Below are 20621 nucleotides of genomic sequence, written 5' to 3' on the forward strand. Positions count from 1 at the left end.
AATCCGTATGCTCGACAGGGTCACCGCCATGCAGGTTTTTACGCGCGCGGCAACGGCCGGTGGCCTGTCTGCGGCAGCGCGCCAACTTGGTCTTTCATCCGCGATGGCCACCAAGCACGTGGATGCGCTCGAAACACAATTGGGGGTAAAGCTGTTTCACCGCACGACCCGTCGGTTGACGCTCACCGAAGCGGGGCGAGGATACTTGGCGGCGTGTCAGCGAATCCTGGCGGAGCTCGATGAAGCGGATGCCGCAGCGGCTTCCTACCGGCTCGATGCCAATGGCACATTGCGCATGAATGCTCCGGTGTCGTTCGGCGTGCGGTGCATCGCGCCGCTGCTTGCAGAGTTCAGTCGACAGCACCCACGGGTGCGTGTCGAACTGGGTCTCAACGATCGCGCCATCGACATGTTGGACGAGCGGTGGGATCTCACCATCCGCATCGGGCGACTCGCCAGCAGCCGCTTGACCGCGCGCAAGATCGCCAATGTCGACATGGTCGTTTGCGGGGCCCCCGCCTACCTCGCCGTGCATGGGATTCCGCGAAAAGTGGAGGAGCTCGCCGAGCACAATTGCCTGGGGTACTCCATGTCCGAATTGGCGGGCCCCAAGACGTGGGTATTCGGAAAAGACAATTCGCATCACGTGACGATTCGCGGCAATCTCTTCGCGAACAACGGAGACGCTCTTGCCGCAGCGGCCATCGCCGGCCAGGGGCTCGTCTACGTGCCGATGCTCATCGTGTGCGACGCGTTGAAAGCCGGAACGCTCGTGGCCATCGAGCTCGACCAGCCCTATTGCAACCTCGGCGATATCTTCGCCTTGTATCCACCCGAGCGCCGGCCGCCGGCCAAGGTGCGCGTTATGATCGACTACTTGGCCTCTGCCTTCGCGCCTTGAGGTGCGCCCATGCCGAGCAGCGGCTCGCGGGCCAGCTCGTGGAGAAAGACATCGGCGACGGCGCGAACGCGCGCGGGCATTCGTCGCGGCGGCCGAACCAGCGAGATGCGCACGGGGGGCGGCTCGTAGGCGCGTAGAACCGCGCAGATTGTCCCCGCCGTGAGGTCGTGCGCCACCAGCCAGCCCGGCACCTGAGCGAACCCCAGGTCGGCGAGGACTGCTGCGCGGATCTCTTCCGCGTTGTTGGTCAGAAGGCTCACGCGGCTCGGATGCACGATGTTGGGATGGACGCCGCGGAAGCGCCATGGTCGTCGCACCCCACGCAACACCGACACGATGCGTTCGTGCTGTTCCAGATCGGCCGGGATGCGCGGTTCGCGATGGCGATCGAGGTACGATTTCGAAGCCACGACGAGCAGCGGCGTTTCGCCCACGCGTTGGGCGAGGACGCTCGCGTCCCGCAGCTCGCCGGCACGGATGGCCAGGTCGATATTCTCCGCCACGAGGTCGACGTGGCGCTCGGAGACGACGAGCTCGAGCGAGATTTCAGGATACCTGGTGCGCAGGACTCGCGCTGCCGGTACCGCGTACAGACTGGCAAAGCCGGGGGCGACGCCGATTCGAACGCTGCCCGCAGGCGCGCGATCGCCGCGCACGGCCCGCTCGACGGCTTGATCAAGCTCGCCGAGCAACGGCCTCAGGTCGTCGAAGAGACGTTGGCCGGGCTGCGTGATCGCCAGACTTCGTGACGTCCGGTGAAGCAGCGTCATCCCGAGGTCCTTCTCCAGTGCAGCCATGGTCTTGCTGACCGCCGGCTGCCCCACACCGAGCTCGCGCGCCACCGCGGTGAAGCTGCCCTTCTCCACGACGCGAACGAACATCCTCAATGCCGCAAATCGATCCATCCGTGGGCCTCACGATCCATTCCACCACGGAATGCATCCCATGCCACCGTCCATGCTGTCGATGCGGTCGGTTTCCACCCTAGCGTGGAATCGACAGGAGGATCCGATGACCGAAATTCATCACCCGTGGACGGCCGCCGACCAGGCGGCCATGGCCGCCTTTCGTGCCAAGCTTGCCGCCCATCCCATTGCGCTCACGCGCACTTCGTTCGACCGCATCGTGGAGCAATCGGCGCCGCTCGTGGACGGGGTCGACTATTCCGAAGCCCGCGTCGGCGGCATCCCTGGCGTCTGGTGCACCCCAGCGTCACGCCAGGAGGGCGTGGCCATGCTCTACTTGCACGGCGGTGGGTACTTTTTGGGCACGGCCCGCGCCTTTCGCGGCTTCGTCTGTCGGCTCGCGGCCCGATCCGGCGTCGCAGCGTTCATCGCGGACTATCGCCTGGCGCCCGAGCACCCCTTCCCTGCGGCGTACGACGATGCGCGCGCCGCGCATCGGGACCTGAGCCAGCAGCTCGGCGCCGAACGCGTGGCGATCGTCGGCGACTCCGCCGGTGGAGGCCTCGCGCTCTCCCTGCTTCAGGAGGAGCCATCCGCAGCTTGCGGGGTGCTTCTCGCCCCTTGGAGCGATCTCGCGCTCACCGGAAATAGCCTCGACACCAAGGCCGCCGACGACCCGGTCCTCACGCGGAGCGTCCTCGAGGACGGCGTCCGCAAGTACCTCGGCGCACAGGATCCGCGGGACCGCCGCGCATCACCTCTCTACGGGCGTACGCGCGGCACGCCCCCCATTCAAGTTCACGTGGGAACGGCGGAGATCTTGCTCGACGACGCGCTTCGCCTCGGGTCATCGGAAAAGACCGAAGTCCACGTCTGGGAGGGCATGCCCCACAGTTTCCCGAGAAGCGTCGCCCTCTTCGAGGCGGCACGGGCGGCGCAAGAGATCATCGCGGCATTTCTTCGCGCCAACCTCGTACCCACCACCGACGTACGGTCGATGCCGATTACGGAAATATCGTCCTGAGTTCACGGAAATAGAGGCACATGGTCGACGATGGCGGTCGTCCTATCTTCCGTGGCAAGGAGAATCCATGCCACTTCATGCCCAGACTGCCATCATGCTCCAGCGCCTCGCGGCCGGCCCGGAGGTCGACTTCACGGACCTCGACGTCGCCACCTTTCGCGCGGCCTTCGCGGTGCCAGCCCCCTCTGCGCGCACGGAGATCGGGCCCATCGTGGAACACATCATCGCCGGCGCGGCGGGCCCGATGCGGCTGCGCACCTATGCACCGCTTGGCGAGGGGCCCTTCCCCATCACGCTGTATTTGCCCGGCGGGGGCTTCGTCATCGGGGACTCCGACACCACCGACGGCATATGCCGAAGATTGGCCCGTCACGGCGGCACCTTGGTGGTGTCGGTCGACGGCCGCCTCGCGCCGGAGGCTCCGTTTCCCTGCGCCCTCGAAGACGCCCACGCCGCCTTGTGCTGGGTACACGCCCACGCCGCGTCGCTGAACGGAGTGTCCTCGGCCATCGCGGTGGCCGGAGACAGCTCCGGCGGCAACCTGGCAGCTGTCCTCGCCCAGATGTCGCGCACGCGCGGGCCCGAGATATGCCATCAGCTATTGCTTTATCCGGCCCTCGATTGCCGATTCGACACGGCGTCGTACCGGGCATTTGCAAAAGGCTATTTCCTGACCGAGGCCATGATGCGCTGGTACTGGCGGCAATACCTACCCGACGGCGCCTCGCCAGACGATATCCGCATATCCCCCGCGCGGAACGAGGCGCTAGAAGGTTTGCCCAGCGCGACCATCGTGACCGCGGAATACGATGTGCTGCGCGACGAAGCCGAGGCCTATGCACGTGCCCTGGGCGAGGCGAGGGTTGCGGTCACGCTTCGCCGGTGGGAAGGACAGATTCATGGCTTTCTCCTGATGGAAGGCGACATCGACGACGCGGCGTTGGCGCTGCAGCACGCGGGCGAGTCCCTGCGCCAGGCCTTCGAACTACTCCCTCTCGGGGGCTGCCCCAGCGTCCAAAACGGCCTCGACCGAAGGAGCATCGGCGAGGCGCGCTAACCACGAATGGATCTCCTCGACGTCCCGCGTCGCATGGATCCGCTTCATCTGCTGCTTGTTGGGCTCGAAGCCGCGCTTGCGGAGGAACGCGAACAACAGGGTCTTTGCGGCCTGCTCGAAGTGTTCCGTCGTGCGCTCCGTTGCCTCGGTCCGCGGCGCGGCCGCAGCCGGGTTTCCCCCAAGCCGCGTCAGGAGCACGCGCATCTCTGCGTGCCACGCCGTGTTGGAACCACCGTCGTGCCACAGCCCGCGAAGCTCGGAATTCACGGCAAGCACGCGCTCGACCGCACGCCTCGCCGTTACCAAGTCTTCGACGACGATCGCATCCGAGTTCGCGTCGAGCCATTCATGTAGCCGCTTTGGCACGCGGTCGCGGCCGTGTCCCAGCGCGGCGGATACGATCTCGGCTGCGGCAATCGCAGCGGCCCCGTCGTCGACGTCGAGGTACTCGTCTTCACTGGTCTGCACGACGGTGGAAAGGATGGAGTGCAACGCGACCACTCCGCGATCTTCGAACTCCGTCAACCAGTCCAATGCCGAGTCATTCTCGAATGCCTTTTCGCCCCATGATCCCATCGGAGCCATCCTACCCGATAGCTCACGGCCAAATGGCGGCGATGTGTTCGAAACGGCCGAAAAAGTGGCGAGATCTCGTCCTCCAGAGACATGGCCGAAGGTGCCACTCGCCCGTTCCCGGATGCAGATCCATTTGCGTACCGCTCCGAGCTGAAGTTCGCCACGCAGTCGGTCTCGACGATGGCGGACATTATTTTCATGTCAGCTATCGAATGGACGACGATGTTGGGCGGCCATTGTCGAAAAACGAATACGTCCCTACTCCGTTGAATAGCCAACGATAATTTAAATGGAGGGGGCGTTCATGAAACGCAGCCCTCGGTGCATTGAATCCTCTCTCTCGAAGGTTTCCCATTGCCCAGGAGGAGTTTCATGTCACACCCGTGTCCACACGCCGCAGCAGTGGAGATTCAGCCGGCCGCGAGACCGCACAGCATTCGCGAGGCGCCCGGGGCATGGCCGGTTCTCGGCCATATCGTTCCGATTCTGCGTCGGCCGCTGGAGTTCCTCTCCTCCCTGGCGGGCTGCGGGGACGTCGTCAAGCTTCGGTTCGGGCGGCTTGCCGTCTATGTCGTCACCAACCCGGAGGCCACGCGCGATGTGCTGGTTCCTGGCGACTTGGATTACAAGCGAGGACTCTGCTTCGAGAAGCTCGAACCCGGCCTGGGCAAAGGGATCGCGACGGCATCGGGTGACGAGCACAAACGTCTAAGGCATCTCCTGCAGCCGGTCTTCACGCGGGAGCGGCTCGTCGAGTACGCGTCGATCATGCGCGACACGGCCGAAGAGACGGCCGCGTCCTGGCGCGATGGCCAGGCCATGGAGGCCGACGAGGTCATGAACGACCTGGCGCTCACCGCGCTCACGCGGAGCCTGTTCAAGTTCACGGTTACCCCGGACACCGCGCAGGCGATCAAGCATGGAATGCGCCTGCTCACCCACGGGCTGCTCGCACGCATCGTCCTGCCGGCGGCGTGGGAACGTGTGCCCACACTGGGCAATATTCGATTCAAGCGCGCAATGGCCAGGATGAACGACGCCATTGCGAAGGTCATTGCCGAATACCGCGACGCGGGTCACGACCGCGGCGATGTTCTTTCCGCGCTGCTCTCGGTTCGTGACGACGACGGCAAAGGCCTCTCCGACCAGGAAGTCCACGCCCAGGTGATGACCTTGGCGCTGACCGGCATCGAGGCCCCCGGCGCGACGCTGGGCTGGGTGCTCTACGAAATCGGCCAGAACCCCGAGGTGGCCGCGCGCGTCTACGCCGAGATCGACGCGGTCCTCGATGGCAAGGCCCCCGAGTACGACGACTTACCCAAGCTGGAGTACCTCGGTCGCGTCATCACCGAGGTGCTCCGGCTGCGCACGCCCATGCTCTTTTCCCGGCGCACCTTGACCACGGCTCGCGCGGGCGAATCGGTCATCCCGGCGGATTCGGAACTCATCTACAGCCCGTACCTGCTGCACCATGACGCGCGTTGGTTTCCGGATCCCTCGCGCTTCGATCCCGACCGATGGCTGCCGGAAAATGCCAAACGGATCCCCAAAGGGGCTTACATCCCATTCGCCGCGGGCGCATTCCAATGCATCGGCAAGGTGTTCGCCATCACGGAACTGACCATGGTCACCGCCGTGCTCTGCGCGCGATGGCAGTTGCGGCTGGCCCCGGGGACCAAAGTTCGCGAGGTCGCCACCGCCCTCATTCGACCCAACCGCCTGCCCATGACCGTCCATCGGCAGGCGTGGTGAGCACTGTGGACGCGTACTCGATACCGGACTTGCGTCTTCCATTCGAGACGGCCACCCATCCGCAGTCCGCGCAAGTCCAAGAAGGGACCGAGCGCTGGTGCCGGGCCTTCGGGCTGTTGCGCTCACCGAGCGTGGCCGCGAAATTCCGCGCATTGGGCTACGGCCGCATCATGTCGACGCTCTGCCCGTACGCTCCGTTCGACGGCCTTGCCCTCGTCACCGACTGGAACAGCTTCTTCTTCGTCACGGACGATCAGCAGAACATCGCGGTCAGGACGAACCGCATTGCGCTCTACGAGGAGCTCGCGGCCGCGATGCGGCACGTCATCGCGGACGAATCTCGCCGGACGCCCCATGACGATCACGCCCTCGTCACGTCGTTGCGGGACCTCTTGCGCCGCACACTCCCTGGCCGTCCCGCCTATTGGGTCGCGCGATTTCGCCGGAACCTGGACTCATGGCTCGTCGGGCACATGACCGAGAACCACTACCGAATGTCCAAAAAGGCCCCGCGGATCGAGGACTACATCGCCGTGCGGCGCGACGCGTCCACCGTGCTTCCCACTCTCGACCTCGTTGAAATGGTGGAAAAGGCCACCGTGCCGGACGAGCTCTATCGCACACCGCGCTATCAGACCTTGGTCACGGGAACGGCCGACATCATGTGCTGGATCAACGACATCCACTCGCTGCACATGGAGAAGGACGACCCGATCAACTTCGTCACCGTCCTCGGCCACTACGAGCACCTCGGAATCCAGAGTGCCATCGATGCCGTGGCCAAACGCATCGCGGCCCGCGTTCGAGATCATCTCGTCGCCGCGCACGAGCTGCCCGAAACCATGAGCGCATTGGGGCTCCCCCTCGAGGCGCAGACCGCCGTGCTGCGGTGCATTCGCGATCAGCAATCGTGGGCCGCAGGCATGGAAGCCTGGGACCGCACGGACACCATCCGGTTCACGGACGGCGATGCCCACGCTCTGCAGAGCACGATGGCGTCGTATGCGGAGGACTTACTGGAATGACCCGATTGCTCGATGGCAAGGTGGTGGTGATCACGGGCGCCGGCTCCGGCATCGGCCGCAGTGCCGCAGTGGTGCTGGCGCGCCATGGCGCGGATCTTCTGCTCGCCGATATCAACGGGAATACGTGCAAAGAGACGGCGGAGATCGTCGTCCGCCAAGGCGGGAACGCGACCGCCGTCGTCGCCGACGTATCCAACGAGGACGACGTCGAGGCCATGGTGGAGGCCGCGATCCGAGTTTACGGGCGGCTCGACGGGGCCTTCAACAACGCGGGCATCGACGGCGCCTTCGAGGGCGTCGCCGAGTCCACGCGCGCGAACTGGGACAAGGTCATCGCGGTCAATCTCACAGGCGTCTGGCTCTGCATGCGCGCGGAGATCCGCCGGATGCTTCCATCGGGCGGGACCATCGTGAACAACTCGTCGATCGCAGGTATGGTGGGATTGGGCCTCGGGCTGTCCGCCTATGTCGCGGCCAAGCACGGAGTCCTCGGCCTCACCCGGGAAGCGGCGCTCGAATACGCGGCGCGAGGGATCCGCGTCAATGCCGTCTGCCCTGGCACCGTGCGCACCGGGATGTACGAACAAGTGATCGCGACCGGTGTCGTGACCGAACAACAGATTGCGGCCATGCAACCGATCAACCGCTCCGCACACCCCGATGAGATCTCCGAAGCCGTTGCCTGGCTGCTGTCCGACCGCGCGTCGTTCGTCACCGGTCAGGCAATGGCCGTCGACGGCGGTCTGGTCGCACGCTAAGAAGCCGATGGATCGCGCAGGGATCTGCCCCAAGTGGGCCCTTGCCCGCTGGAGTCGCTGGGGCGATGATGCGCACCATGCTCCTCGTGCCGCGACATGCGTGGTTTCTCGGTATCGCTCTGAACTTCGCCGCGTGCGCGCATGCGCCCGAGCCTGCAGCCCCACCGTCGACCAACGCCGCGGCCACGGCGGGCGCACCGGCGGGAGGGGCCGAGAGCGCGGCCATCCGTGACGGGGTTTTGACCGCCGCCGATGGCGTCAACATTCACTACCGAGAGGGCGGCCGCGGAGAGATTGCGCTGTTCTTCCTTCACGGCTGGCTTGGGGACGCGCATTGGTGGGACGAGCAGCTCACCCAATTCGCGCCGCGCTACCGGGTGGTGGCCATGGACATTGCGGGCCACGGCGAATCGGGCAAAGAGCGAAAGGCATCGACATACCAGACCGCCGCCGCCGACGCGCACGCGATTGCGGACAAGCTGGGGCTGAAGCGCATCGTGTGGATCGGGCACTCGATGTCGGGGGAAATCATCATCGAGGCGGCCAATCGATTGCCGGACCGCACGGCTTGCCTCATCCCAATCGATACCTTGAAAGAAATCGGCGGGCCAGCATCGCGTGAAGAGACGGACGCCTTCTTCGCGCCGCTGCAAAAGGACTTCGTCCCCAACGCCCAGGGCATTCTCAAAAAGGCTTTCGTGGCAAGCTCCCCAGAATCCGTGGTTCGCCGCGTGCTCGACGGGGTCGCGACGATGAAGCCGGAGGTGGTCATCCCGATCCTACGCAGCGGATTCTCGTACGATGCTCGCACGGAAATTCGCAAGGTGAAGGCCCCGATCGTCGCGGTCAACTCGGACATCCAGCCGACCAAGTTGGAAGAGAACCGCAAATACGCCCCGCAGTTCGAGGTCATCGTCATGAAGAATGTCGGCCACTGGCCGATGCTCGAGCGCGCGGGCGAGTTCGATTCACTGCTCCAACAAGCGATCGATCGCGGTACGGCGAAGCGATAGCTGGCATCCCCTGCCCGCGGCGATATTCGCGTCGTCGCGAATTTTCGATCTCGCGACGGAACGAAGATTCGAGCTGCCTCGCTCGCGTCCATCCGTTGCCCGTGATACGTGACGAGCAATTGCCATTAGCGGGAGGTGGACTCTCATGTTGCTCATCATCGGTGCCGTGGTGCTCGTCCTTGGAATCGGGGCGATCGGAATTGGGGTATATGAAAAGATGAAGGCCGCGCGGGTCGCCGGCGCCCCCTTCGTACGCACGGGCGACGCCGCACAGCGCGGGGCGCAGGTCGCGGGGCCGAACGGCGCCATCAGCGTGCAAGGAAACGTCATTTGTCAGCAGCCGCTGTCTTCGCCGATCACGCGCACCGCATGCCTCTATTTCAGCGTCAGTGCGGAAGCGCGGTGGAAGGACGGCGACCAGGATCGGAGCCAGACGCTGGCGGGAATCGAGCAGTCCACGCGCTTCGTCCTCGATGATGGCAGCGGCCCAGTGTGGGTCGACGCGACCCGAGGCGGCGATTTCGATACGACCCGCTACAGCGAAATCAAGGAGCCGGGGTTCTTTGGTTCGGAGCTCGTATTTGGCGACTACCGTCTTTCGACGAGTTCCTTTCCTAGCGGAGCCCGATTCGAGGTCAAGGAGGAGGTGCTGCCGCTCGTTCCGCAGCTCTACGCGTGCGGGGCGACGGCCCCTCAATCGATCGCATCGCCCGAATGGCGCAGCCTAATCCTTGCGACGAAATCCCGCGACGAGCTACTCGGGTCGGCGACGCAGACGGCGAAGGCCTGCCTCGTGGGGGGAATTGCGGCGGTCGCGGTGGGCGCGGCGGTGGCCCTGGCAGGCGCATTTCAGGCCGGCCTGCTGATGCGGATCGCGCATACCCCATTATGATCGAGGGACCGCGATAACGAGCGACCGCACGCGGACTGATCGTTCGGCCGGGCAAGCTTTTCTCGTATCGCGCCAAGCTGGGTCCGCTGACGTACGCCCGTTGCGCATTCTCGCGGATGCCGCCACTCCGATCATGCGCCTGCGCGGTGCACCGATTGTTGGCGAAACGCCTTCGGGCCTCGAGCATCGTGTACTGAGGCGACGGCTGCACCTTCACTGAAGGTGGAGTGCATACCTGCGCGGACCTCATGCTCGTGTTCGGGCGAGCCCAATGCGGAATACGTGATAGTGTAAAAGTCTCTGAAATGAAGCGCCGGCTCGTTTTTTTCGTCGTGCCCCTTGGTTTGGTGGTCGCAGCATGGGGGGTGACACGTTGGGTGCACGCGCACCGCGTGTCCGGGGAGGACTTGCTGGGCGAAATCCGCCGGGTCGAAGCGCCGCGCTTCGCATGGCAGAGCATCGACCGCCGACACTGGCAGGCGAGCTCGCTAAGCCCCTCGGAGCAGGCGATGACGCTTGTCTCGTTGGAGCCGAACGGTGAAGGGTGCCCCCTCGGGATGGTCCGAGCGAAAGGGGCATTTCACAGCGATACCGCCGACGGACGCGCGACCGGCGCGATCGAGCGCATCCAAGATGCGGCCTGCACGGATTGGATCAATCGCGATTTTCCGGCGCGGTGCCGAGCGTTCGATGCGGCGAAGATCGCCGAGAGCATCGCCACCTTGCCGACCACGGACCTCGATTTCTGCATCGATCGGTTCGAGTACCCCAACGTGCTCGGGCAAAATCCAATCATCGTGGTGACGTTCCATGAAGCCGCGGCGCTCTGCAAGAAAGAGCAAAAGCGCCTCTGCACCGAGAACGAATGGACGTTCGCCTGCGAGGGCGAGGAGGCACGCCCCTACCCGTACGGTTACACGCGGGATGACTCGGCGTGCGTCATGGATCGCCCATGGCGGGCCTTCACCGAAAATGGCCTCCAGCCGCGCGACGGAGAGAAGGCGCGCGCCGAGCTCGATCGCCTGTGGCAAGGCGAGCCCTCCGGTTCGCGTCCCAAGTGTCGAAGTCCTTTTGGCGCCTACGACATGACAGGAAACGTCGACGAATGGACGCGCTCGGTCAATCCGACGGGCTATTCCTCGATCCTGAAAGGTGGCTATTGGGGCCCCGTGCGCGCCCGCTGCCGCCCCGCCACGCGCGCCCACAACGAGGACTTCATCGACTATCAACAAAGCTTCCGCTGCTGCGCGCAGCCGTCCTCCTCCTCGGAGACGACGGCCAGCGGAAACTCCGACAAGAATCTCTGATACGCCCGCCCCGTCCATCCGACGTGTACCAGGGCAATACGGTACGATGTACCGGCCGTGGTACATTCGGACGGCGGGATAGTGCCATTTTGGCATTCATTACAATTCGGTAAGCCATGAAATAAGGTCGCAGAGCCCGCGCTGGCTGCCGATGCGACGAGGACCGATGCGACGAGGACATCGCCTCGAAACGACGTTTCCGAAACAACGCCGTCGTCGATGGCGCGATTCGTCGAACGCGTAAATGGGGATGTGCGTTAATCACACGAGCCGGGTCGAGAGACGGTTCGTTCGCGATTCGATCTCTCGTATTCGGTATATCCGCAAAATGCGGCTCGTTGCACGACAGACGATCTCTCCATCGCGTCTCGAGCAAAGTCTCGACGATTGACACGAGATACCTATTGGTCAACGTTAGCCTCCGCTCGCGCACTGTGACGATATCGTCGGGCGCCATTTTTCGACGAGGTCCAAGTCCGGATTTCGTCTCTTCCTTCGAATAGACGTCATGGGAAATACGTAGAAGCCTACGAACGTCTACGGCGTCGTCGAATGGGCCATCGGAGAGGTCCCGCCGAACGAATAGCCATCGCCACGTTGGAGCTCGCCGCCGCAGCGGAACCGTCGAGTCACCCGTAGCGATCACGAGTCCCGAAAACCTTTTGCAGAATACAAGGAGCAGACGATGACGAAAGAATTCACCCTCGAGGATCTCAAACGAGTTCTTCTCGCCAGCGCTGGAGCGGCGGAGGGCGTCGATCTGAACGGCAACATCCTCGACACGGACTTTGCGGACCTGGGTTACGAATCGGTGGCGCTGCTCGAGACGGGCCGACAGATCGAGCTCGAATGCCGCGTCTCCCTCGAAGATGGCGCGCTCGCCCAGGTCCGCACGCCCCGCAGCTTGCTTCACTTGGTGAACCAGCACCGTGGCACCACCCATGCACATGCGGGTGCACCCTGATCGCGCATTCGAAGTCACCTCCTCGAGGGGTCATCGGCGACCCCACACGAGTTCTCTAGCAATCTCACGACACCGCATTCATGGGAAGGAACGCTCGTATGTCATCTGCAGACCAGGCAACACTGACCAAAAGGCTGCTCGACACGCTCATGGGAGCCCCCGTCGCTCACGCATTGTACGTGGCCACGAAATTCGGTTTTGCCGACCATCTGGCCTCGGAGCCAAAAACCTCGACCGAGCTTGCTCGACTGAGCAACGCCCATGCTTCCTCCGTGCTCCGTTTGCTGCGGGCGCTCGCGGGTTCGGGTCTATTCGTCGAGCTCGACGACGGCCGATTTGCGAACACACCGTTATCCGAGTTGCTCCGCACGGACACCCCCAACTCGATGCGGAACAACGTCCTCTTTCTCCACCACGACATCATGTCTTCGGCCTGGACGAAGCTGGGCGACACCATTGGCACCGGAAAACCGTCGTTCGACCTGTACTACGGCGAGGAGCTCTGGCAATACCTTTGGAAGCACCCCGAGGTCGGCGCGGTCTTCGATGCAGGAATGACGTCTCTTTCGACCATGTACGCCAACGCGGTGGCCAATGCGTACGATTTCGAAGGCATCGGCACGGTATGCGACGTCGGTGGCGGTCGAGGAATTTTGCTCGGGACCATTCTGACGAAATATCCGCGCCTGCGAGGCATTCTGTTCGATCAGCCGCAGGTAGTAGCCTCCGTCGGCGAGGGGCATGATTGGGCCCCCGTCAAAGAGCGTTGTCAGGTCGTGGGTGGAAACTTTTTCGAGTCGGTGCCCGAGGCCGACGCTTACGTGTTGAAGAGCGTCATTCATGATTGGAGCGACGAAGATGCCGTGCGCATTCTGAAGACCGTGCACAAGGCGGCGAAGCCCGGGCAAACGCTTCTCTTGTTCGAGGCCATCGTTCAACCGGGGAACGAGCCCGACGATGGCAAAATCCTCGATCTCTTCATGATGGTCATGACGAGTGGCGGCCGCGAACGCACGGAGAAGGAGTTCGCGACCATCTTGAACGCCGCCGGCTTCGATCTGGTGCGGGTCATCCCGACCCAATCGAACAAGAGCATCCTCGAATCGCGCCGGCGGTAAGTCCATCCGTCCCGTTGGGCACAATGGATCCATTCGGCCATCCCTTTCCCTCGACCGGTCGAAGTAAAGGAATGGTGGACACCCCCACACGGCCGTCATCTCCGTCGAACGAGCACGCACACACATTTGTATGCGCAAACATTCTCGAGTTTCATCGAGAAACCATCCATATCGTGCGTGACCGCGTGGGCCGCCTCGCATGACGTCGAATGTCCATCATGCCACTGGCCTACGACGTGCACTGGCGGCCGCTCCGGAGGTTTATTCCAATGAACTTGACGAAGCTTGCGGCACTCTTTGGAGCGGTATCGCTTTTCGCGGCAGTGGCAGGCTGCGCTGCCGAACCGACGGATGACGACGTGGCGTCGACCAGCAACGCCCTCGTCGAGAACGACGAAGCCCAGAACGTCGCGTTGGCCGGCCCCTGCAGCGCCCAGAATGTCTGCGTCTACTGGGGACAGAATGTGGATGGTGCGCACGCGTCTCTTGGGCTTACGGTCTGGGACCACTCGGCGTACCGTTATCCGAACAATGGATCGGGCGCCGGGCAAGTCGTCGGAAACAACGGCGGCTCCTTCACCAATGCCTTTTGGGACCACAGCGTGACTGTGTTTTACAATCCCTCGAGGAACGGCGAGCGGCCGTCCGGCCCGAACATGTACCTCGCGCCGAACGAGACCAAGAACTGCGCACAAGCTGGGCCGAACATCTGCAACAACAATCGGGCCCACTTTCCTAACTGAGTGAGCCGCCGTGTCGATACGCATGTCATGGCATCTCGCTGCACTCATCGTGATCAGCGGGTGTAGCGCAAAGCGGGGAGATACCCTCGAACCGCCCGCGATGGTCGTGACGGGTATCGACACGGCCACCCTATCGTTGCCGCTGGACCCGTACGTTATTTCCCCTGCGGAGTTCCAGTTCATCACCCAGGCGGAGAACGCACTGACGGAGGGGTGTGCCCGGAAATTCGGGGTCGCTTGGAGCTTCCACGCGGACCTTGGGAAGGCCGACACCAAGCCCGTTCGCCACGATGCCCAATGGGGTTCGACCGACGAGCCGCGGGCCCGGCAGTACGGCTACGACCCAACGCCGGAGGAATGGGTCGAAATCGAGCGGCAACGACGGACGAATGAGTCCCCGAATGACACGAAAATATCGCCGATTCCCGAGAGCTGCCCAGCCGAGGCCCGTCGCAAGCTCTACGAGGGCGTCATGCCCAACTTCGACCCGAACTACCCTTCCGTGCTCTCCTACGAGGCAGAGTCCAAAACATGGGCCGACAGCAGGGTCGTTGCGAAGGTCACCGCGTGGCGTAAGTGCATGAAACTGGCCGGTGGGTTCACCTACCCCAATCCCATCAAGGCGGGCGCCGATCCGGCTTGGCGCTCCGAGGGGCCGAACGCACCGGCGTCGGAGCGGGAGAAATCGGTGGCCACGGCCGATGCGCAGTGCAACAAGAAGGTCGGTCTGTCCGACACGGCTGCTGCGGTGGACGCGACCTACCACCAAGAACTCGTCGACAAGAATCGCCCGCAGTTGGCGGCCTTCGAGCGCTCCAAAGCCGTCGTCCTCGGCAACGCGGCAGCCATTCTAGGCCGGCCTGGACCGACCCGCTGATTCCGCGGCTCGTCGAACGCACCGCCCCGAAGCCGCTCGGGGTGGGCCACGAGCGAATCGGAGCGGCAACGCGGCGTCGAATCCTACGGAGGGCAAACCTTCCAAGCGAAGTGGTACTTGGTGCTGATGGCCCCATCCGTGGAGTCCATGGCCATGAAGCTGGTGGCGGTCGCACCTGTTCCCGCGTTCACGCGCAACTCGGCATTGATATTGAAATTACGCTGCTCGCCGCAGGGCTTGTAGACCAATGCCGAGACCTCGGTGGTATCCGTGGTCTGCCAGTTGTCATCCAGCCGACCGTTGAAATTGTGGTTCCGGTACGCCGTTTGAGACATACCCTGGAAGTAGTAGTTTGCGCGTTGAACCGCGGAAGCGCCGGCCTCCAAGTGTGCGTAGCCGCGATAGTCCGCTTGCGCGATCGCATAGGTGAATCCTTGCGGCACGTGCACGTCTAGGTTCAATTGGCAGTTTTTCCGCATGTCGGTTGGCGGAACGCCACCACCCGCCTGCGCGAGGAATTGGCTGTAGGTCACGGTGAACGCCGTGTTGTCGGGTGAAACGGCGACGGCCGCGGTGCCCTGAGGACATCCAGAACCGTTCACCGTCACGACATCGATGGTGATTCGATCGGGCGGGGGAGGCGTCGTGTTGGCGACATCGCTCGCCAGCGGTAGTGCTGCCAATAGAGGAAGGCCCACCGCTAAAATTTGATTCAACATGAGAATTTCCTCCGATACCAGCGAGAGCTAGGTGGAAATCGATGCCGATCGGCATGTGCCAAAATCGGCGTGCTCGATTTGGAATTTGCTGCAATTGCCGAAATGAGGAAAAATTACACCAACGAACTGCGATGACGATACTCAGCGCGCATACCCATATTCGTGCATTGCATGTTTGTAAATCCAATTTCGAATCGAAACGCGCTGCGTCGATACAGTGGTTACTGTGCACCGAGGCGACGTATGGTTGCCATATTCGCAATTGAAACGATTTCCTACCTCAATGCGAATGAACACTGGTTGCCATTCGATGATTGCTCGCGCTTCAATGGCAGGTTCGTTTTATCGATGACGATCGTAATGCGTATACCTCTCGGCTCGAAGTTCAACCGTATCGATCGATACGCAACTTCACTTGCGCACACGATGAAGTGAAGGCCTTGCGATGCGCCGAATGGCCCACGAAACCGGTCCACGCTTGGCCCGGCTGGTCGGACTGCGCCACGAAGACGCGCTCTTGCGCATGCGCGGCTACTGACCAAGGATCGCGAACGGAGTCCGGGCTCCGCCATCTTGGATTGAGCATTTCCGTCTTTATCCCATTTGCAATGCAACTTCGCGTCGCGAGCAAAATATCCGTCATGGGAAATACGTATAAGTTTACAAGGATCTCCCATAGGAGGTCGGACGGACCACCAGCGCGTGCTGCATAAAACCTCTCCAGCAATCGCAGGAATCCGCATTCATCGGAAGGGACACTCGCATGACATCTGCAGACCAGGCAACGCTGACCAAGCGGCTGCTCGACACTCTCCTGGAAGCGCGAATCGCTCACGCATTGTACACGGCAACGAAATTCGGTTTTGCCGACCTTCTCGCTTCGGAGCCAAAAACATCGACCGAACTTGCCGAGAGCAGCAACACCCATGCTCCCACCGTGGCCCGTTTGCTGCGCGCACTCGCTGGCTCCGGCTTTTTCGCCCAGCTCGACGATGGCCGGTTCGTGAACACTCCGTTATCCGAATTGCTTCGCGCTGACGGTGCGAACTCGATGCGAAACAACGTTCTCTTCATCAATGACGACATCATGTCTCAGGCTTGGACGAAGCTGCCAGGCACCGTCCAAACCGGAAAACCGTCGTTCGACCTCCATTACGGCGAGAATATTTGGCAATACCTCTGGAAGCATCCAGAGGCCGGCGCGGTCTTCGATGCGGGCATGACGTCCATTTCGAGCATGTACGCCAACGCGATGGCCAATGCGTACGATTTCGAAGGCATCGGCACGATATGCGACGTCGGAGGCGGTCGAGGCATTCTGCTCGGTACCATTTTGGCGAAATATCCCCATCTCCGAGGCATTCTTTTCGATCAGCCGCAGGTCGTTGCCTCCGTCGGTCAGGGGCATGATTGGGCGCCCGTCAAAGACCGTTGTCAGGTCGTGGGCGGGAGTTTCTTCGAGTCGGTGCCGGAGGCGGATGCTTACGTGTTGAAGAGCGTCATTCATGATTGGAGCGACGAGGATGCCGTGCGCATCTTGAAGACCGTGCACAAGGCGGCGAAGCCTGGTCAAAAGCTTCTCGTGTTCGACGCCATCGTTCAACCGGGCAATGCGCCAGATGATGGCAAAGTCCTCGATCTCTTCATGTTGGTCATGACGACCGGCGGCCGCGAACGCACGGAGAAAGAGTTCGCGACGATCTTGAACGCGGCCGGTTTCGATCTAGTGCGTGTCATCCCGACCCAATCGAACAAGAGCATCCTCGAATCGCGCCGGAGATGAGGCTTCCATCCGTCCCGCTTCCGTACCCTCGGTGGGTACCGGAAGCCGGGAGCGGGTGTTGCTCGGCCGGGCTTGACGCCCATGGGACTATCGGCGCTCGCAATAGGTCGTGGCACCCGTGAAGACATCCGGGTACGAGCGGCATTTCACGCCGCCTTCGCGCCGGAAACGATCCTCCTCGACGAGCTGGCCCACCGCGCGGGCCATCGCGTGCACGCCCTCCCACGTTTTGTGCTGGTACTGGGCCTGTGCGCGCTCGCGCGCATCCTCGATGGCGGTCTCCTCCCTGGCAAGGCGTTCGTGGACGTGTTGGTTGTGCGACTGAAGCAGATACCGCTCGTAGGTCGCAGGGTCGTCGCATTCGGTGGGGTGCAGATCGCACGTGATGACGACGGCACGCACGTCGGCCGCGAAGTAGCGCTTGGCGAGTTCGGCGTCGAACATCCGCTGGAAGAGGGTTTGGCACTGCTCTTCGGGGACCTCGCCGCAATACTTGTCGCGGAACTTCGTGCGGAAGTCGGGGTCTGCGAGCTTTCTCGATACCAGGCCGCAATTCGGACCGAACTTTTTCTCGTCGCCGCAGGTGCTGAAAACGGTATCGCCCGTGGCGCGTTCGCGGGCGACCGTGCGCTCCAAGTTGGCCTGCTCGTCGATCGCTTGACTGCGGCAGCCCATCGACAGTGTGGTGAAAACGAAGACGCCGGCCGTGAAGAATGATTTACAGAATGGCATTGTAGACCCGTAGAATTGCAGCCCCCGTGCCGTGGGCTCGGGCGTACGGCGCCATCTTGGGACGCCGGACGCCATCGACGCCGGCGCCCCCGAGGGAAATTCTTCGCTCATGATCTAAAAACCTTTCCAAAAAGCTTTATACATACACAATACGGCCCGCTCCCGCGTCAACTGCGGCCCTGCTATGCTTCGCGCGCATGAAAGAGAAACGGGCGCCCGTGCCCGATGTGGTCGACGACATCATGGACGGCTGGCGCGCGCAGGATCCCGCGGTTGCCCACGTCCCGGCCGAGATCTCCAAGCGGATTGCGCGCCTGATCTCGCGCATCGAGACCGCGACGGATCGCGCGCTCGCGCCGTTTGGCCTCCAAAAGGCCGAGTTCGGCGTATTGTCGACCCTCCGGCGCACGGGGCGGCTCAAACCCAACGAACTCACGCGCGCTCTTCTCATCTCGTCGGGCGGGACCAGCAACGTACTCCGCCGGCTCGAGAAGGCCGGCCTCGTCGAGCGCGGGGACGATCCCAACGACCAACGCAGCTCGTGGGTGCGTCTCACACGCGAAGGCGTTCGCATCACGGACCAGGCCGTGCGGGTCTATGCGGCGGCGCAGGCCGAATTTTTTCGCCCCGTCCCCGAGCGCACGGCGCGCGACGTCGCCGACCTGCTGCGTGAGGTGCTCGTGGCCTTGGGCGATGCCAGCCCGTCCGTTGCAGCGCCGGTTCGCCGCGTGCGTCGCGGCTAGCGAAGATCTGCACAACCCGAGCGTTCTGCCGGCCGAAGAAGTCCGCATGACCGACCTTCCCCGGCCTCTTCCCATTCTTACTGCGCTGCTGCCCTTGGTGTTCTTCGCATGCTCGTCCGACAAGGCATCGGGCTCCGCGCCTACGCCGCCCGATTCCGGGCAGCCCGACGCGGGTTCTGGGCTCGAGAGCGCCACGATCCGCACGACGGAAACGCCTCGACCGGACTTTGCGGGGCTCGAGGTCCGGCTGGTGGGAGACCGCATCTTCGTCCTCGAGGTCGTGCGCGACGCCGCGGAAACGTCGTCGCGCCGGCTCGCCGTCTACGCGCGCCATGGCGCGGACGGGGCGGCCCCGCTGTGGACGTGGGCGGGTGAGCCCAACGAGTTTCTCTCCGATTTTGCGGTGCATCCATCAGGGGAGATCACCGTCGCGACCGAGAATCGCGCGGGCGCCGCCAGCCAATATCGGCTAGTGCGCCTCGACGCGCATGGCGCACTCCGTATGCGCGCCCCCCTGCCCGCACCGACCACGCTCCCCGATGGGAGCCTCGACGGGCCCGCCGCCACGGTCGTGCGCATGCAATCGCTCGACTTCGGCGCCCTCGCCAAGGGATGGCTTCGCGTCCAGCCGCGGGGCGAGGACGTGACCTTGGCGTATCTCTCCAGGGCGGGGCGCTCCGACGGGACGCTCGATCCCCTGTTCCACTACGTGACCATCGTCGAAGCCATGCGATGGGCCGGAGCCGGCTACGACGAGGCATGGTCGCGCGTCGTGGATGGGCGTCATTACGTCGACCCGGTCGGCTGGGTGTACGACGAGTTCGACTGGATGAACGCCGCATTGAGGCCCGTGCTCGCCCTGGACGACGACGGCACAGCCATCGTCGGAAGGACGTTCAGCCAGCACCGCTGCCTTTCGCTCGCGCGCACCACCCACGAGGTCGAGGAGTCGATCTGCACCACGAAAAAGGCCTCGCCCCCCGAAGACGTCGAGTATCAGCCCTTCGCGACCACATCGTTCTCCAGCTCCGGGGTGCGCGGGCGCACGAATGTGCTCGCGCCCGACGGGCTGAGTGAATTCGTGGTCTTCGACATGGCCGCACACGCCGGGCAGTTGGCGCTCGCTGGAACCCTCGTCCGCACCGATGCCGAGGGGCGTCGTCGCTATTACTCGGCAGGCGAAGGCGCCCCGAACAACCTGGTCCCCTATGACGGCTACATCGGTGTGCTCGATCGCGACACCGGGGCGGTTCGATTCGAAACGAGCGTCGACCAGGGGCGAGCCGACCACTTCGCGACGGTCCGTTGGACGAACGAGGACATCGTGGCCGCCGGTGCTTCGGATTGGGACCGATGGAACGGCGGAATGAGCATCATTCGCGGCGCCGATCCGCTCATCGCGCTGCTCGATCCCGAACGACATACCGTGACCGCGCGACGCATTCCGTTCGCCAACGATGAACGCCATTTCCACGGACTCGGCGTCGACATGGACACCACGGGCATCGTGGTGGTGGGCCCCGCCGACGCACCGATGACCCACTCGGGCGACGGGCGAAACTTTGCGAATCGCACGTTCGGTGGATTGCGTCTCGACGTGCGGACCGGCGCGGGGCACGAGCCGGCTTCCCCATAAGGAGAACCTGCCGCGCTCGCTCCATCCGCGGGCGCGGCGCTTTCGACTTCGTGATTTGACTTGAACTTTTTGGCCGTCATTGCCCCAATGACGGCA

20 protein-coding genes are annotated in these 20621 nt (G+C 63.3%); 16 read left to right on the plus strand and 4 right to left on the minus strand.

The window, feature by feature from the left end; translation table 11 throughout:
* The first annotated feature begins 7 nt into the window (after window positions 1–7).
* A complete protein-coding gene (locus LVJ94_26265) occupies window positions 8–901 on the plus strand; it encodes a LysR family transcriptional regulator (GenBank protein WXB00415.1) in 894 nt (297 codons plus the stop codon).
* Here LVJ94_26265 and LVJ94_26270 read toward each other — a convergent pair.
* Window positions 874–1806: a LysR substrate-binding domain-containing protein gene (locus LVJ94_26270; GenBank protein ID WXB00416.1), complete on the minus strand. Its 933-nt coding sequence runs from the start codon at window positions 1804–1806 to the stop codon at window positions 874–876. The two genes, LVJ94_26265 and LVJ94_26270, sit on opposite strands and share 28 nt — an antisense overlap.
* Window positions 1807–1912: 106 nt before the next feature.
* On the opposite strand from LVJ94_26270, the gene LVJ94_26275 reads away from it, so the two are divergent.
* Entirely contained in the window at window positions 1913–2830 is a 918-nt protein-coding gene (locus LVJ94_26275) for an alpha/beta hydrolase (GenBank protein ID WXB00417.1), read from the plus strand.
* 67 nt (window positions 2831–2897) lie between these two features.
* Window positions 2898–3887: an alpha/beta hydrolase gene (locus LVJ94_26280; GenBank protein ID WXB00418.1), complete on the plus strand. Its 990-nt coding sequence runs from the start codon at window positions 2898–2900 to the stop codon at window positions 3885–3887.
* On the opposite strand, the gene LVJ94_26285 is transcribed toward LVJ94_26280, so the two are convergent.
* On the minus strand, window positions 3816–4463 hold the full coding sequence (locus LVJ94_26285) for a DUF4259 domain-containing protein (protein ID WXB00419.1): 648 nt from the start codon (window positions 4461–4463) through the stop codon (window positions 3816–3818). The genes LVJ94_26280 and LVJ94_26285 overlap by 72 nt on opposite strands.
* Window positions 4464–4835: 372 nt before the next feature.
* Here LVJ94_26285 and LVJ94_26290 point away from each other — a divergent pair, with 372 nt between their 5' ends.
* The 10 genes from LVJ94_26290 (at window position 4836) to LVJ94_26335 (ending at window position 14912) form a co-directional block, all read left to right on the plus strand.
* Complete coding sequence (locus LVJ94_26290; protein ID WXB00420.1) at window positions 4836–6215, plus strand: cytochrome P450; 1380 nt, start codon at window positions 4836–4838, stop codon at window positions 6213–6215.
* On the plus strand, window positions 6212–7240 hold the full coding sequence (locus LVJ94_26295; GenBank protein WXB00421.1) for a hypothetical protein: 1029 nt from the start codon (window positions 6212–6214) through the stop codon (window positions 7238–7240). Before LVJ94_26290 ends, LVJ94_26295 begins: the two co-directional genes overlap by 4 nt.
* A complete protein-coding gene (locus LVJ94_26300) occupies window positions 7237–7998 on the plus strand; it encodes an SDR family oxidoreductase (GenBank protein WXB00422.1) in 762 nt (253 codons plus the stop codon). The genes LVJ94_26295 and LVJ94_26300 overlap by 4 nt, the downstream gene beginning before the upstream one ends.
* Window positions 7999–8063: 65 nt before the next feature.
* Entirely contained in the window at window positions 8064–9011 is a 948-nt protein-coding gene (locus tag LVJ94_26305; protein ID WXB00423.1) for an alpha/beta hydrolase, read from the plus strand.
* Between the two features lie 145 nt (window positions 9012–9156).
* Window positions 9157–9903, plus strand: coding sequence for an E3 ubiquitin ligase family protein (locus LVJ94_26310; GenBank protein WXB00424.1), 747 nt, complete (start codon window positions 9157–9159; stop codon window positions 9901–9903).
* 305 nt (window positions 9904–10208) lie between these two features.
* Window positions 10209–11210 carry a formylglycine-generating enzyme family protein gene (locus LVJ94_26315; protein WXB00425.1) on the plus strand — a complete coding sequence of 334 codons (1002 nt, stop codon included), beginning with the start codon at window positions 10209–10211 and terminating at the stop codon, window positions 11208–11210.
* Between the two features lie 685 nt (window positions 11211–11895).
* Complete coding sequence (locus LVJ94_26320; protein ID WXB00426.1) at window positions 11896–12174, plus strand: acyl carrier protein; 279 nt, start codon at window positions 11896–11898, stop codon at window positions 12172–12174.
* 98 nt (window positions 12175–12272) lie between these two features.
* Window positions 12273–13292 carry an acetylserotonin O-methyltransferase gene (locus LVJ94_26325; GenBank protein ID WXB00427.1) on the plus strand — a complete coding sequence of 340 codons (1020 nt, stop codon included), beginning with the start codon at window positions 12273–12275 and terminating at the stop codon, window positions 13290–13292.
* A gap of 269 nt (window positions 13293–13561) precedes the next feature.
* Entirely contained in the window at window positions 13562–14035 is a 474-nt protein-coding gene (locus LVJ94_26330; protein WXB00428.1) for a hypothetical protein, read from the plus strand.
* 10 nt (window positions 14036–14045) lie between these two features.
* Window positions 14046–14912: a hypothetical protein gene (locus tag LVJ94_26335; protein WXB00429.1), complete on the plus strand. Its 867-nt coding sequence runs from the start codon at window positions 14046–14048 to the stop codon at window positions 14910–14912.
* A gap of 83 nt (window positions 14913–14995) precedes the next feature.
* Here the strand turns inward: LVJ94_26335 and LVJ94_26340 are convergent, their stop codons facing one another.
* Window positions 14996–15631 (minus strand): DUF4360 domain-containing protein, encoded by a 636-nt coding sequence (locus LVJ94_26340; GenBank protein WXB00430.1) that lies wholly within the window; start codon window positions 15629–15631, stop codon window positions 14996–14998.
* Window positions 15632–16394: 763 nt separating this feature from the next.
* Here LVJ94_26340 and LVJ94_26345 point away from each other — a divergent pair.
* A complete protein-coding gene (locus LVJ94_26345; protein ID WXB00431.1) occupies window positions 16395–17414 on the plus strand; it encodes an acetylserotonin O-methyltransferase in 1020 nt (339 codons plus the stop codon).
* Between the two features lie 87 nt (window positions 17415–17501).
* Here the strand turns inward: LVJ94_26345 and LVJ94_26350 are convergent, their stop codons facing one another.
* Window positions 17502–18257, minus strand: a complete 756-nt coding sequence (locus tag LVJ94_26350) for a hypothetical protein (protein WXB00432.1) — start codon at window positions 18255–18257, stop codon at window positions 17502–17504.
* An 86-nt stretch (window positions 18258–18343) separates the two neighbouring features.
* Between LVJ94_26350 and LVJ94_26355 the strand changes: the two genes are divergently transcribed.
* The gene (locus LVJ94_26355; protein WXB00433.1) at window positions 18344–18889 is read left to right on the plus strand and encodes a MarR family transcriptional regulator; all 546 of its coding nucleotides are present in this window, start codon (window positions 18344–18346) and stop codon (window positions 18887–18889) included.
* 46 nt (window positions 18890–18935) lie between these two features.
* Window positions 18936–20525: a hypothetical protein gene (locus tag LVJ94_26360; protein ID WXB00434.1), complete on the plus strand. Its 1590-nt coding sequence runs from the start codon at window positions 18936–18938 to the stop codon at window positions 20523–20525.
* Window positions 20526–20621 lie beyond the last annotated feature (96 nt).

The sequence above is a fragment of the Sorangiineae bacterium MSr11367 genome (assembly GCA_037157805.1).
In the GTDB taxonomy this organism is placed as follows: Bacteria; Myxococcota_A; Polyangia; order Polyangiales; family Polyangiaceae; genus Pendulispora; species Pendulispora rubella.

Bases quoted from the DNA above. Each gene is read 5' to 3' on its own strand.
- LVJ94_26315 (WXB00425.1), top strand. From the start codon at position 10,209: ATGAAGCGCCGGCTCGTTTTTTTCGTCGTGCCCCTTGGTTTGGTGGTC.
- LVJ94_26340 (WXB00430.1), bottom strand. From the start codon at position 15,631: ATGTTGAATCAAATTTTAGCGGTGGGCCTTCCTCTATTGGCAGCACTA.
- LVJ94_26275 (WXB00417.1), top strand. From the start codon at position 1,913: ATGACCGAAATTCATCACCCGTGGACGGCCGCCGACCAGGCGGCCATG.
- LVJ94_26350 (WXB00432.1), bottom strand. From the start codon at position 18,257: ATGAGCGAAGAATTTCCCTCGGGGGCGCCGGCGTCGATGGCGTCCGGC.
- LVJ94_26310 (WXB00424.1), top strand. From the start codon at position 9,157: ATGTTGCTCATCATCGGTGCCGTGGTGCTCGTCCTTGGAATCGGGGCG.
- LVJ94_26300 (WXB00422.1), top strand. From the start codon at position 7,237: ATGACCCGATTGCTCGATGGCAAGGTGGTGGTGATCACGGGCGCCGGC.
- LVJ94_26305 (WXB00423.1), top strand. From the start codon at position 8,064: ATGATGCGCACCATGCTCCTCGTGCCGCGACATGCGTGGTTTCTCGGT.
- LVJ94_26345 (WXB00431.1), top strand. From the start codon at position 16,395: ATGACATCTGCAGACCAGGCAACGCTGACCAAGCGGCTGCTCGACACT.
- LVJ94_26265 (WXB00415.1), top strand. From the start codon at position 8: ATGCTCGACAGGGTCACCGCCATGCAGGTTTTTACGCGCGCGGCAACG.
- LVJ94_26270 (WXB00416.1), bottom strand. From the start codon at position 1,806: ATGGATCGATTTGCGGCATTGAGGATGTTCGTTCGCGTCGTGGAGAAG.
- LVJ94_26290 (WXB00420.1), top strand. From the start codon at position 4,836: ATGTCACACCCGTGTCCACACGCCGCAGCAGTGGAGATTCAGCCGGCC.
- LVJ94_26320 (WXB00426.1), top strand. From the start codon at position 11,896: ATGACGAAAGAATTCACCCTCGAGGATCTCAAACGAGTTCTTCTCGCC.
- LVJ94_26330 (WXB00428.1), top strand. From the start codon at position 13,562: ATGAACTTGACGAAGCTTGCGGCACTCTTTGGAGCGGTATCGCTTTTC.
- LVJ94_26285 (WXB00419.1), bottom strand. From the start codon at position 4,463: ATGGGATCATGGGGCGAAAAGGCATTCGAGAATGACTCGGCATTGGAC.
- LVJ94_26355 (WXB00433.1), top strand. From the start codon at position 18,344: ATGAAAGAGAAACGGGCGCCCGTGCCCGATGTGGTCGACGACATCATG.
- LVJ94_26280 (WXB00418.1), top strand. From the start codon at position 2,898: ATGCCACTTCATGCCCAGACTGCCATCATGCTCCAGCGCCTCGCGGCC.
- LVJ94_26360 (WXB00434.1), top strand. From the start codon at position 18,936: ATGACCGACCTTCCCCGGCCTCTTCCCATTCTTACTGCGCTGCTGCCC.
- LVJ94_26325 (WXB00427.1), top strand. From the start codon at position 12,273: ATGTCATCTGCAGACCAGGCAACACTGACCAAAAGGCTGCTCGACACG.